Raw genomic sequence first — 12,477 nt, forward strand, 5'->3', positions numbered from 1 at the left:
ATGAGAACAGTCCTTCGGTATGTGAATACACGGGTTCAGGAAAGAAATGATCGGTCGGTGTTCCCACGACGTCGGCTACTTTTGTGCGTCCTCTGGCACCACTCATACCGTCCGTGCGCAGGGTTCGTTCTGAGCGGGAGGCGGTACCGATGGAAAGGCGGTACCTGGATGGTGTTGAGGCGAGAGCCCGGCTATGACAGTGCCGACAAGTGCACAGGCGTGTGAGGCGGGAACAGGAGGAAGCCGCGAAGGGGCCTCCCAGTGTTTATGTGCGACTGATCGAGAGCTGAACCAAGGAAACTGTTTGCGCTCTGAAAGGAGGAAAGAAAGCCAGTGATGGGGGGCCGCGGCGGATCAGGGTGCCTCGTAGGAGCGCGGAACGAAGCCCCAGGAAACCTGCGAGACCAATGATCAGCAGTGCGATCATGCACATGGCGTCCACCATGGAGTGCCCGTTCGGGCAGGTGAGCTCACACAGGGAGCCGTCGGCAGAGCCATGGCCATCCGCAGCGGAACCGACCATCACTGCTGCACCTACTGCTGAGCCTGCTTGCATATCTGCATCCGGAGCGGCTGTTTCGGTCGTCACGAGGGTCCCGGAGGCTTCCGAAGCGGTGGGTGCAGAAGCGACGGTGTGAGCGGGAGCAGTATGGGTGGAAGCCGTGCTGCCTGCTGGCTCACCGATGGTCGGGCTGATCCATAGGTGCATCGCCAGTACCCCGACCAAAAGAGTCAGAAGCCGCAGGGTCCATGTCAAGGACACGAGGGTTCCAGTTGCGGAGGATCGCTGGAATTGAGGAACGGTGAGCAGCAAATCTTTCACTGTGTGTTCGTCCCTCCCCTCATCCTTCAGCCATCCTTCAACTCAAAATAATACCCGGGCGGGGTACGCCCTCAGGGCCGGCATCAGGTTTGACCTCCACAACAACAGTAGGGGCCCGACACCCGATAAGGCCAAGCGGCGGATTCCTGCCGGGGCCCAGCTCGCATGTCCTTCAGTATCCGGAAGCCAGCCCGTGCACGTTGGTGCAACTGTTCCACCCGCTCCCTGCCCAACGACCCACCGGCACTGGTGGTGCCCGGGGTAAGCCCTGTCGCCACAGCCTTCCCACCGGTGTCCGCCGCTTCTCATAAGTGCTGGATGCGGGCGAGGACGCCGGTGGACAGGCAGCGGTAGGACCGGCGTGGGAGCTAGGCCGTGGTGCTGATCCGTTCCGGGTCGAGGTTGATCCGGCGGAGTAGTTGGGCGTTGAGGGCCACGACGATGGTGGACACGCTCATCAGGACCGCGCCGGCGGCCGGGGAGAGCAGGATCCCCGCGAACGACAGCACCCCTGCGGCCAGAGGAACGGCGAGCACGTTGTACCCGGTGGCCCAGACGAGGTTCTGGATCATCTTCCGGTAGCTGGCCCTGGACAGGTCGATCATCGCCAGCACCGCGCGCGGGTCGTTCCCGGCGAGGACGACACCGGCAGACTCCATCGCCACATCCGTTCCCGCCCCGATCGCGATACCGACCTCGGCCCGAGCAAGGGCTGGGGCGTCGTTCACGCCGTCGCCAACCATCGCAACTTTCAGGCCCCGGGACTGCAGTTCGGTGACCTTGGAGTCCTTGTCCTGCGGCAGGACATCGGCGAACACCTCATCGATGCCCAACTCCTGACCGACGACGTCGGCGACCTGCCGTGCGTCCCCGGTGATCATCGCGACCTTCACCCCACGGTCCTGCAGAGCCTTCACGGCGGCCCGGGATTCCTCCCGCACCTTGTCCTCGAGCCGGACCGCACCGATCACGGAACCGTCGCGGATGACATGCAGCACGGACGCTCCCCGTCCAACCCATTCCTGCACCGTCCCAGCGATGTCCGCGGGCGTGCCGAGTCCGAGCTCTTTGAGCATGTTCGGTCCGCCCACAGCGACGTCATGGCCGCTCACAGCGGCCCGCACACCGCGCCCGGTCATGGACGCGAACCCCGTACCCGTGTAGCCGAGGTTCGCCGCTGCCGGGTTGGTTCGGGCGGCGGTGACGATGGCCCGGGCGACCGGGTGCTCACTGTCGGCCTCCGCTGCCCCCGCCAGGGCCAGGAGCTCGGCCTCGCTGACACCGGTGACCGTAGTGGTCGCGGTGACGGCATGTCGTCCTTCAGTGAGGGTGCCGGTCTTGTCGAACAGGACGACGTCGATGGTGCGCATGCGTTCCAGGGCGATGCGGTTCTTGATCAGCACCCCGGCCCTCGCAGCGCGTTCGGTGGAGATCGCGATCACCAGCGGAATCGCCAGGCCCAGGGCATGTGGGCAGGCGATCACCAGGACCGTGACGGTGCGGATCACTGCATCATCCGGGCTGCCGAGGAGCATCCACGCAATGAACGTCAGGATGCCGGCGCCGAGCGCGAAGTAGAACAGCAGGGCCGCGGCCCGGTCCGCGAGGGCCTGCGCCCTCGAGGAGGAGGCTTGCGCTTCCGCGACCAGTCGCTGAATCCCGGCGAGGGTGGTGTCCGCGCCGACCGCGGTGACCTGTACTCGGACGGCGTTGTCGGTCGCTACGGTTCCGGCGACGACGGTCTCACCGATGGTGCGGGACACGGTGCGGGATTCGCCGGTGATCATCGATTCATCGAACTCCGCGACCCCGTCGACGATCTGCCCGTCCGCGGGAACCCGTGCACCAGAACGGACGAGGACCACGTCCCCGGTAACCAGGGAGCTGACCGGGACGGTTTCGACCCTTGCGTTGGTTCCAGTGCCGGTGACCCTGTCAGCTTCGTCGGGGAGCAGTGCGGCCAGGGCGTCCAGGGCCCCTGCGGCCGAGCCGAGGGCCCGCATCTCCATCCAATGCCCAAGGAGCATGATGACCACCAGCAGGGCGAGCTCCCACCAAAAGTCCAGGTCGAACTCACCGATCCGCAGCGTGGTGACCCAGGATGCGATGAACGCGACGCTGATCGCCATCGCGATCAGCAGCATCATGCCCGGCTGCCGGGACTTCAGCTCCGTCACCCCGCCCTTCAGGAACGGGGCACCACCATAGACGAAGATGACCGTGCCCAGGATCGGCGCAATCCACGTCGAGCCCGGGAACTCCGGTGGCATGTACCCGAAGAGCATGGTGAACATGTGGCTGAACGCCACAACAGGGATCGCGAGGACCAGACTGAGCCAGAACTTGTTCTTGAACATCGCCGTCGAGTGCCCCGCATGCTCCCCATGCGCATGGACCTGATGATCCTCATCCACAGCCCCGCCCGAATGCCCGGCGGGACCTGCATGTCCAGTGTGCCCTGCGTGGGCGGTGTGGCCGGTGGGGTGCTGTGTTTCGGCGAGAGCGGAGTGGGCGTCTGCCTGAGGCATGGCCTGACCGTGGGTGGTGTGGGCATCATCGCTGCCGTTGGCTGCAGCTTCCGTGACGGTGGGACTGGGGGAGCCCTGGTGGTGATTGTGGTGGTGTGCGTTGTTCGTCATGATCAAACCTCTCCTGGCACCGCCTGGGTGCCCTGATGGTGCTGGGTCCTCCCGCTGAATCAGCTGGCGAGGAGCCGGTAGCCGGCTTTCTCCACTGCCGATGCGATAGCTGATGAATTGACGGGTTCAGCACTGATCACGCTGAGCGTCGAGGTGCCGCCCGGGACGAGGTCGATCCGCACGTCGCGGACTCCCTCAAGGGCAGTGACGGCACCGCTGACGCGGGACGCGCAGGAACCGCAGGTGAGGCCGGTGAGCGCGAAGTCGGCCACTGCCTCCTCCGGGTTGGGCTGATGGGCAGGCGTGGCAGTGTCCCGTGGGGCGCAGCAAGCACAACCGGCAGGCTCTTTCTCGGTAAGGGTCAGGGGAGAGGACGTGGAAGTGGGTGTGCTGCACATGAGAAGAACCTCCGGAAGTGGGGCATGAGGATGTAGGAACCGCCGATGGACGCCATCTGCACCTACTGGGCTCCCCGCGGTGAAGTCTTCTGGAGTTCAGCTTCAGCGGGAGCGGCTTGGTGTCGTGTCCAACAACCCCAAAATTATACCCCCAGGGGGTATCTGTCAAGAGGTTTATTGGTTCTTCCCGTCCGACTCATATTGCTCGCTTGCGGGGCGGACCAGGGGCTAGCGTCACTGGCAGGGGTGAGCCCGAAGATGATCACCACATTCACCTCCGTCTGTATCAATTCGACTGACGAAGAAGGAGAAGTTCCATGACGCACATCACTTCTATGCTCGAGACGTATCCGAAGGACCTTGGTGGTATTGACCGGGAAAAGCTCGCCGAGTGCATTGCGGCCTGTTTCGAGTGCGCGCAGACCTGTACGGCGTGCGCGGATGCGTGCTTGAGCGAGGAGATGGTTGCCGAACTCACCAAATGTATTCGTACGAATGCTGACTGCGCCGATATCTGCACGACGACCGGCCGGGTGCTGTCACGGCATACCGGTTACGACGCGAACATCACGCGCGCGATTCTGCTGGCGTGCGAAGTGGCATGCAAGGCCTGCGCGGATGAGTGCGAGCAGCACGCAGGGATGCATGAGCACTGCCGGATTTGCGCCGAAGCGTGCCGGCGCTGTGAAACAGCGTGCCGGGAACTCGCCGCAACCCTCGGATAGCTCACGACTCCACAGGATCAACACTGCCCAGCCGGCTGATCTGTGGGCCACCCGGCTGGGGATGATCATGGGCAGTTCTGAAGTACGGCGCCGGCTTCTATAGCTGCAGGTTTCGCAGGTTCGCAGGGTGGGTAACGAAGTGCTGCGGGGAAGCGCGGCACCGCCAATGCAGCTGACTGTGCAGCTGGGTATGCGGCTGGGTATGCGGCTGGGTATGCGGCTGGGTATGCGGCTGGGTATGCGGCTGGGTATGCGGCTGGGTATACGGCTGGGTATACGGCTGGGTATACGGCTGGGTATACGGCTGGGTATGCGGCTCGGTTAGGCAGGCTGAGTTGTTTCGTGGTGGAGTGTTGCTGCCGTGCGCAGTGCCTGCCGCGCGCGTTTGCGGTCTCCGGCGGTGTCGTAGGCACAGGAGAGCCGGTACCAGGTGCGCCAGTCATCCGGGGCCTGTTCCGCGGCGGCCTTGGCCTGGTGGAAGTGTTCATCGGCGGCTTTACGGTCGATCCGGCCAGCAGGGGAGCGTGGCAGGTCATCGACGGTCAGTCCGCCCTCGCGTTCGAGGATGCGCGCCATCGCCTGTGCCCTGAAGCCGAACCGGAACTCGTGGGTGAGCGCCCATATGCAGATCAGCGGTATTAGCAGGTATGCGGCGCCCACCGACTTCGCCACGAGGTCCGGGTCGCCCAGCAAAGTGAAGCTGCGCTGGAAGGCGACGGCGAGCCAGAAAATGCCCAGCGCGCTAACGAGCAGCACACCGATTTTTGGCCGCGTCACCGCTGAAATACGGGTTGGCCCGTTCATCGCTCGAGGCTTCCGGTGCTCTGCGTGGCCCTCGGTCCAGCCTCTGATGCGGTGTTCTGTGGGGTGTTGGGGGTGGTGTTATGGGTGGTGTTGTGGGTGGTGCCGAAGGAGCGCAGGCGCAGGGAGTTGGCGACGACGAGCACGGAACTGGCGGCCATGGCCGCGCCGGCCAGCATGGGGTTGAGTAGACCCAGGGCGGCGACGGGGATGCCGACGGCATTGTAGAAGAACGCCCAGAACAGATTGGTCTTGATCGTGGACAGGGTCCTGCGGGAGAGCTCGATGGCTTGGGCGACCTGTTCCAGGCTGCTTCCCATCACCGTCAGGTCGGCTGCCTCGATCGCCACGTCCGTGCCGGAACCCATGGCGATGCCTAGGTCCGCCTGGGCGAGGGCGGCTGCGTCATTGACGCCGTCCCCCGCCATGGCCACTGTCGCTCCGGCGTCCTGCAGTTTCTTCACTGCGTCGACTTTTTGGTGAGGCAGCACCTCGGCCATGACGTGTTCGGGCGCGATGCCCACCTCGGCGGCAACTTTTTCAGCCACTGCGCGGTTGTCGCCGGTGAGCAGCATGGGAGTGAGCCCGAGTTCCTTGAACCGGGTGATGGCTGATGCTGAGCTGGTCTTGACGGTGTCGAAGAGGCTGATCAGTCCTTCGGGTGTCCCGTCGAGGGCGACCCAGATCACTGTGGCTCCTGCTTCCTGCAGGGAAGTCAGGGAAGCGCGGTGGTCAGCGGTGATCGTGATGTTGTTCTCGGTCAGCCAGGTCGCGGTGCCAGCCACTACAGTGCGGCCGTTGACGGTGCCGCGCACGCCTCCGCCTGCCGCGCTGGTGAAGTCCTCGACGGCAGCGAGCCGGCCCTGACGGGCTGCTGCGGCGGCTATGGCTTCAGCGATGGGGTGCTCACTGGCTGCTTCGACAGCCCCGGCGACGGCCAGTACGTCGTCCTCGCTCAGGGAACCCAGAGGGCTGACGGCGGTGACGGAAAGCCTGCCGGTGGTGACGGTCCCGGTCTTGTCGAGCACGATCGTATTTACGGTGCGTGTGTCCTCCAAGACCTGGGGCCCCTTGATGAGGATGCCCAGCTGCGCGCCCCGGCCGGTTCCGGTGAGCAGGCCGACCGGTGTCGCCAGGCCAAGGGCGCACGGGCAGGCGATCACGAGGACTGCGACGGCCGCGGTGAACGCTGAGCCCGTATCCCCGGTGAGGACCATCCACATCACGAAGGTCAGGACGGCGATGAGCAAAACGATGGGCACGAAGACCGCGCTGATGCGGTCAGCGAGCCTGGCGATCGGTGCTTTGCCGCTCTGCGCGGCGCTGACGAGGCGTCCCATCTGCGCCAGGGTTGTCTCACTGCCGACCCTGGTGGCTTTGACCAGCAGGCGTCCGCTGGTGTTCATCGTCGCGCCGATCACCGTGTCATCCGGGCCGACCTCGGTGGGAACGGATTCACCGGTGATGAGGGAGGTGTCGACCGCGCTGCGGCCCTCGATGACGAAGCCGTCGGTGGCTACCTTCTCGCCAGGGCGCACGACGAAGACGTCTCCGGGAGTCAGGGATGCTGCCGGAACTTTCACTTCTACCCCGTCGCGCAGGACGGTTGCTTCCTTCGCTCCAAGGTTCAGCAGTGCTTTGAGCGCGTTTCCTGCGCGCTGTTTTGCGTTGGCCTCGAGGAACCGGCCCAGCAGCAGGAAGGTTGTGACGACGGCCGCCACTTCGAAGTAGAGGCTGTGGGCGCTCATGTCCATGCCGGTGTGGGCGGTCAGCATTGGATCAGCGATGAGCTGCCAGGTGGAGTACAGGAATGCCGCAGCGACACCGATGGACACCAGGGTGTCCATGGTGGATGAGAGGTGGCGGGCGTTGATTGCGGCCGCCCGGTGGAACGGCCAGGCCGCCCAGGTGACCACGGGCAGGGAGAGGAGAAGGGCAGCCCACCCCCAGTGCGGGAACTGGGCTGTCGGCAGCATCGAGATGATCGTCACCGGGATGGTGAAACCGGCTGCGATGATGAGGCGCCGTTTCAGGGACCTGATTTTTCTCTCCGTGACTGAGGCTTTCGCGTCGTCCCGGGACGTGGCGGCGTCAACGGTTTCCCGTGATTCGGCGAACCCGCCTAGCCCCGACGGCGCGTTCCCCTCCGGTCCCGGACCGACCCGGTGGCCGGGCTCGGCTACACCGGCAGTGTCATCGCCGGCACCAGTAGACGAAGGACCTGCAGGGGTGGCCACGCGTGTTGCCGTGGCTTCGGTAGCGGGCTGTTGAGTCGGTTGGCCGGCGCTGCGCAGGGTCGCCTTGTAACCGATGGCGTTGACGGTGTCGATGATCTGGGAGACGCTCACGCCCTCGGGTACCGTGACGGTCGCGGACTCGAGTGGGAGATTCACCGAGGCCTGAACGCCCTCGATTTTCCCGAGCTTACGTTCCACCCGGCTTACGCAGGACGCGCAGGTCATGCCCTCGATGTCGAGATCGATGATCTGTCCGGCGGTGGTGCCCACGCCTGTGTCGGTGCTCATGCGTCTAGTTCCTTGCCGTGGCTTCGATGACGTGCTGTGGGTGAGGTGCCTCTGGTGAGGCGCGGTGCTCGATGGCACCGCTGGACGACGTCGGGAAGTACTGCTTCGCTGGCCCTGTTCTACCGCTTGCCTGGCGGCGCCAGGGGTTCAGTACAGTAGTGGCGCCCCGAAGATCCTCGTGCCGACTCCTCTGCGGAAGTGAACTGTGCCCTGCACGGGTGCGGTGGGGATCCCGTTCGGGATGCAGGCTGTGGTGGTGTGAGGGTCAGCTGTCGACGACCGTGTAACCGGCGGTCTCTACTGCTTTGCTCAGCACTGCCGGATCGGGATCCACGTCGGCCGTGATCGTCGCTGTGGAGACCCCACCGGCGTTGAGCTGCACATCGACCCCCTCGACCCCGGGCACGCCGGAAAGTTCCTCCATGACCGACGAGACGCAGTGGCCGCAGGTCATACCGGTGATGTTAATGGTCGTTTGCATGGGATGTTCTCTTTCTCGGCAGAGCGGGGAGGAATGGGATCTGGCACCCGGCAGGGTTGCCCGGAGCCGGCGGGGCTGCCGGCGGACCGTCAACGAAGCAGTCGGCTGATCGCGTCGGTCGCTTCCTTGACCTTCGCGTCGACGGCGGCGGAATCCCCGGACTGGGTGGATTCATGAGCTGCTCCGACAACGCAGTGCGCAATGTGCTCTTCGAGCAAGCCGATGCTCACCGCGTGCAGGGCCTTATTGATGGCCGCGACCTGGGTGAGGATGTCGATGCAGTATTTGTCTTCATCGACCATGCGGGCGATACCGCGCACCTGGCCCTCGATACGCTTGAGCCTGCGGAGGTAGGCGTCCTTATCAGCGGTGTATCCCCGCTGAACAGAAGCCTCGGTTTCGGTGGTCACGTCGTTCCTTTCGACAACAAAAATATATACCCCTTGGGGGTATATAAACAAGAGGGGTGAAGTGAGATCTTCTTCACGCCTTAATCATCTCCTGTTTCGCTCTGGAAAGGTGCCTCAGGCTACGGGAGTGCGGGTGCGCCCTTGACATGGCGGGCCCCAGCGAAGCCCGCCTCCGGGCAGGCTTCCACGGAGCGCGGCGTGTCGCACCCGGCGTGTCCCTCGCGTTCGTTACCCCAACGTGACATTTCATACCAGCGGGGGGTATTCTCATCGAGTGTTCACAGCACCAGCTGGAACACTCCCGGGCAGAATGCCGAGTCCTGCCGCTGCCGGGGATACGTCCGTTCATATCCGTATGGCAGGAACGGGGGACCCAAGATGTACGGGCCACCACGCGTGGTCCTTGGGGTTAAGTCGCTTTATTTCCGTCCCTTGGGATGAAGCGGCCGGGTGCACTCCCATCCGAACCCGACAGCTCACCCCGCAGGCATGGGAGAGGCAACCGACGCATGTCACGAATCACTTCAGCGCGCCACCGCGCCACCGTCAATCACTCGATCGCCCTTGAAGGGCTGTCCTATTCCGCGAAGACCGGCGCTGTAGCGCTGGGCAAGCCGGCCATCATCGCAGCTGCGACCGGCGGTATCGTCTTCGCTGTAGGAGCTCCCGCCCAGGCCGGAACCTACACGCAGGAAGCAGCCAGCACTACCGTTCAGGCTCCCGTCACCGCAGCACCTGTTACCGCGGCTCCCGCTGCAGCAGCCGGCGTCCACACCGTCGTTGCGGGTGACACCATGGGTGGCATCGCCGCCCTGCATGGCATCAGCGTCGACGCGCTCCTGGCGCAGAACGGCCTGTCCTACGCCTCGGTCATCTACCCGGGCCAGCAGATCACCCTTTCCGGTGCTTCCGCTGCTTCGACGTGGGCCCCGGCCGCCGTCAGCCCTGCTGCTGTGCCCGCCGCAGCACCGGCAACCCAGGCCTCCTACACCGCCCCGGCCCCTGCAGCTGCCATTGCTCCTGTAGCGGCTCAGCCCACTTACTCCCTGGCCTCGGCTGCCATCACCCCGATCCAGCCGTCGGCTCCCGCCGGCGATGTCTCGGCAAGCGGTGTCGGTGCGGCCCTGGTCGCCTCGGCCTACGGCCAGCTCGGCTCCATCCAGGACTGCACCATCCTCGTCGAGCGGGCCCTGCGCTCGATCGGCCTGAACGTCGGGGACCTCGGCCCGACACAGTTCTACCAGTACGGCACGGTCGTCTCCACGCCCGCCCCCGGTGACCTGGTCATCCGCCCCGGCCACATCGGCATCTACGTCGGCAACGGCGAAGTCATCAGCAGCGGCATGAACGGTGCGAACCTCACCATCAAGCACCCCCTGTCGGACCTCGCCGGTTCGTCCTTCGTGCGCGTCAACGGCTAACACCCGCTGACCTGAACGCCGTCTCCATAGACTGAGGAAGCGGCAGGTGCCCTGGACGGGGGCGCCTGCCGCTTTTTCTCTGCCCAAAACACCCCACGCCGCTGTCCGCTCCTTATGAGCGCTCACCGGAAGCGGACCTATGGACGTACCTATGGACGTAGTACCAAGCCGTCCACGATCACGCCGACCAGACTGCGGGCTGCATCGGCAGAGGGCAGGGCTGCGGCCGCATTCACAGCGTGCAGGCTGAACAGGGCAAGCTCCCGCGGGGCAATGTCCGAGCGGATACCTCCTCCGGCCTCCTGCGCGCCAGTTTTTACGGCGCTTCCAATCAAGGCCTCAAGAAAGTCGCGCAGATGCTCCTGCGCCTGGGCAGCATGTGGACCTTGGTGCAAGAACGCGGGCGCCTCCGACCTGGATGCTTGCTGCAACATCACCGCGTACGCCTCAAGTACCGACGTCAGCGTCTGAAGCGGGTCCCCACTTCGTTCCGCGTGAACGCGCACCTGATCAAGATGAACCAGATGCTGATTCACCTGCCGCTCGTGCCACGCCGCGAGCAACGCTTCCACATCCGGGAAGTACTTATAGAGGGTCGCCCGGGAGATTCCGGCCACGTCAGCAACCTTCGTCATCGACACAGCCGGCACCCCACCCTGACCCACAAGTCGTGCCACCGCATCCAGCACCGCCTCCCGGACAGAGCTCCGGTGTTCCTGCACGGTGTCCTTCCACAACTTCCCCATGTGTTCACCCTACAAAGCGCTCCACCTAATACAACCTGTCCAGCACCTGTACAGTTTGTATTGAGCAATTAATTGCTGCGCTGAGAGGACCATGCATGGCGGAATCATCGGATCGGCCCCCTATCGATCGGGTCGACACTCGAACCCAAGCTGACCGGCGTCCGCCTCGCCCGCCAATGCCCCGCTGGGTGAAGGTTTTTCTCGTCATCGTCCTGGTTATCGCCGCAGCATTGGTCATCTCCCAGGCGCTGGGCATCCAGCACGGCCCCGGGATGCACGGGGCCCTTGGTGACTCAGCAACCGGTGTTAGCCAAGCCCCTTCGTCTTGATGGTGATGCCCCCGCGCCTGCGCAAGGCGGCCCTCATCCTTCATGTGGGCACGTCCGTCGGGTGGCTTGGTGCCGTCGCGGCGTTCCTCATCCTTGCCATGGCCGCCGCCACGACCCAGGACGAATGGATGACGCGCGCCGCCTACGCCTCGATGGAGACCATCGGGCGGCTGGCCCTCGTGCCCCTGAGTATCGCCTCGCTCGTCACAGGGATCATCCAGTCGCTCGGCACCCCCTGGGGGCTCATCCGCCACTACTGGGTGATCGTGAAACTACTGACTACGGTCCTCGCTACCGTGGTCCTGCTCCTCTATATGGAGACACTCACCCTTCTGGCCGACGCCGCCCGCAACCCCGCCGTGTCCGTCGGACCGGGGGAGTTGCTGCCGAACGCATCCCCCGTCCTCCACGCCGGCGCGGCCCTCATCGTTCTGGGTGTCGCTCTTGGGCTGTCCATTTACAAACCACGCGGACTCACCGGCTTCGGCATCCCTGCCCGCAGGTAATCGTCCCGGGTGAATGCGCTTCGCCTGAGGCCAGTGCGGCCCACGCTTCCTCCGGTGTGCTGAGGTTACCCTCCGGGCCACGCTGAAGGACCAGAATGGTTTCCTCGCCCGAATCCTGTGAATCGAGGTACCTGGGGGTGCTCTCTGAACCCGTGGGTGGTCACAAGGTTGTTCCAAGGGGTTATCCCACCTTTGGAACACGGCCCGGGTAATATTCCGGGTCACGAGGGGAGGCAGCGCATGCCAGGACACTCCACCACACGTCGGAGGTAGCGATCCATTCGAAACACGGGTGCTCAACGAGCGGTTATTCGGTCCGCGGGCCAGAGCTGTCTGCCCCCTGCACCATCGACTAAGTGGGGACCCGGCGGGAACTCAGAGCCTCCCATCGGCATTTCCACGTCCCTGCCCACAGCATTAAGGAGTACCTGCATCTAATGGGCATCCGTTTCGACCACGCACCAGAGCCGTTCTCGAACGCACGCCGTTCCCCGTCGCCGAACGACCGCCACCGTACACTCCGAGGATGTTGATCATGCCCAATGACCGACGTATCCATGACCCGTCGTCCGACCTCGACACGTGGAGGGGCGAGTTGTGAGCGGTGGTCTCGTCGCGCTGCTCGACGACGTCGCCGCCCTGGCCCGCATTGCAGCTGCCTCGATGGACGACG

At 64.6% G+C, this 12,477-nt stretch carries 10 protein-coding genes and 1 riboswitch; of the genes, 3 read left to right on the forward strand and 7 right to left on the reverse strand.

Annotated elements, in window-relative coordinates; all coding sequences use genetic code 11:
- Nucleotides 1-1,191: 1,191 nt before the first annotated feature.
- Entirely contained in the window at nt 1,192-3,462 is a 2,271-nt protein-coding gene (locus tag ACX80P_RS16680) for a copper-translocating P-type ATPase (protein WP_459279223.1), read from the reverse strand.
- A 59-nt stretch (nt 3,463-3,521) separates the two neighbouring features.
- Nucleotides 3,522-3,734 carry a heavy-metal-associated domain-containing protein gene (locus ACX80P_RS16685; protein ID WP_459279224.1) on the reverse strand — a complete coding sequence of 71 codons (213 nt, stop codon included), beginning with the start codon at nt 3,732-3,734 and terminating at the stop codon, nt 3,522-3,524.
- 443 nt (nt 3,735-4,177) lie between these two features.
- Between ACX80P_RS16685 and ACX80P_RS16690 the strand changes: the two genes are divergently transcribed.
- Nucleotides 4,178-4,585: a four-helix bundle copper-binding protein gene (locus tag ACX80P_RS16690; RefSeq protein WP_459279225.1), complete on the forward strand. Its 408-nt coding sequence runs from the start codon at nt 4,178-4,180 to the stop codon at nt 4,583-4,585.
- Nucleotides 4,586-4,906: 321 nt separating this feature from the next.
- On the opposite strand, the gene ACX80P_RS16695 is transcribed toward ACX80P_RS16690, so the two are convergent.
- The 4 genes from ACX80P_RS16695 to ACX80P_RS16710 form a co-directional block, all read right to left on the reverse strand.
- The gene (locus tag ACX80P_RS16695) at nt 4,907-5,389 is read right to left on the reverse strand and encodes a hypothetical protein (RefSeq protein WP_459279226.1); all 483 of its coding nucleotides are present in this window, start codon (nt 5,387-5,389) and stop codon (nt 4,907-4,909) included.
- Nucleotides 5,386-7,911 (reverse strand): heavy metal translocating P-type ATPase, encoded by a 2,526-nt coding sequence (locus ACX80P_RS16700; protein ID WP_459279227.1) that lies wholly within the window; start codon nt 7,909-7,911, stop codon nt 5,386-5,388. The genes ACX80P_RS16695 and ACX80P_RS16700 overlap by 4 nt, the downstream gene beginning before the upstream one ends.
- 265 nt (nt 7,912-8,176) lie before the next feature.
- A complete protein-coding gene (locus tag ACX80P_RS16705; protein WP_459279228.1) occupies nt 8,177-8,392 on the reverse strand; it encodes a heavy-metal-associated domain-containing protein in 216 nt (71 codons plus the stop codon).
- 89 nt (nt 8,393-8,481) lie between these two features.
- Nucleotides 8,482-8,802 carry a metal-sensitive transcriptional regulator gene (locus ACX80P_RS16710; protein ID WP_459279229.1) on the reverse strand — a complete coding sequence of 107 codons (321 nt, stop codon included), beginning with the start codon at nt 8,800-8,802 and terminating at the stop codon, nt 8,482-8,484.
- A gap of 335 nt (nt 8,803-9,137) precedes the next feature.
- Nucleotides 9,138-9,305, forward strand: a riboswitch (cyclic di-AMP (ydaO/yuaA leader).
- Between the two features lie 6 nt (nt 9,306-9,311).
- On the opposite strand from ACX80P_RS16710, the gene ACX80P_RS16715 reads away from it, so the two are divergent.
- On the forward strand, nt 9,312-10,223 hold the full coding sequence (locus tag ACX80P_RS16715) for a C40 family peptidase (protein WP_104118463.1): 912 nt from the start codon (nt 9,312-9,314) through the stop codon (nt 10,221-10,223).
- A gap of 149 nt (nt 10,224-10,372) precedes the next feature.
- Here ACX80P_RS16715 and ACX80P_RS16720 read toward each other — a convergent pair whose 3' ends face one another.
- Complete coding sequence (locus ACX80P_RS16720; RefSeq protein WP_104118464.1) at nt 10,373-10,969, reverse strand: TetR/AcrR family transcriptional regulator; 597 nt, start codon at nt 10,967-10,969, stop codon at nt 10,373-10,375.
- Nucleotides 10,970-11,303: 334 nt separating this feature from the next.
- Between ACX80P_RS16720 and ACX80P_RS16725 the strand changes: the two genes are divergently transcribed.
- Nucleotides 11,304-11,804, forward strand: a complete 501-nt coding sequence (locus ACX80P_RS16725) for a DUF2269 domain-containing protein (RefSeq protein ID WP_104118480.1) — start codon at nt 11,304-11,306, stop codon at nt 11,802-11,804.
- Nucleotides 11,805-12,477: the final 673 nt, after the last annotated feature.

The organism is Arthrobacter arabinosi (assembly GCF_054511115.1).

Bases quoted from the DNA above. Each gene is read 5' to 3' on its own strand.
- ACX80P_RS16680 (WP_459279223.1), bottom strand. From the start codon at position 3,462: ATGACGAACAACGCACACCACCACAATCACCACCAGGGCTCCCCCAGT.
- ACX80P_RS16690 (WP_459279225.1), top strand. From the start codon at position 4,178: ATGACGCACATCACTTCTATGCTCGAGACGTATCCGAAGGACCTTGGT.
- ACX80P_RS16695 (WP_459279226.1), bottom strand. From the start codon at position 5,389: ATGAACGGGCCAACCCGTATTTCAGCGGTGACGCGGCCAAAAATCGGT.
- ACX80P_RS16700 (WP_459279227.1), bottom strand. From the start codon at position 7,911: ATGAGCACCGACACAGGCGTGGGCACCACCGCCGGACAGATCATCGAT.
- ACX80P_RS16705 (WP_459279228.1), bottom strand. From the start codon at position 8,392: ATGCAAACGACCATTAACATCACCGGTATGACCTGCGGCCACTGCGTC.
- ACX80P_RS16715 (WP_104118463.1), top strand. From the start codon at position 9,312: ATGTCACGAATCACTTCAGCGCGCCACCGCGCCACCGTCAATCACTCG.
- ACX80P_RS16720 (WP_104118464.1), bottom strand. From the start codon at position 10,969: ATGGGGAAGTTGTGGAAGGACACCGTGCAGGAACACCGGAGCTCTGTC.
- ACX80P_RS16725 (WP_104118480.1), top strand. From the start codon at position 11,304: ATGCCCCCGCGCCTGCGCAAGGCGGCCCTCATCCTTCATGTGGGCACG.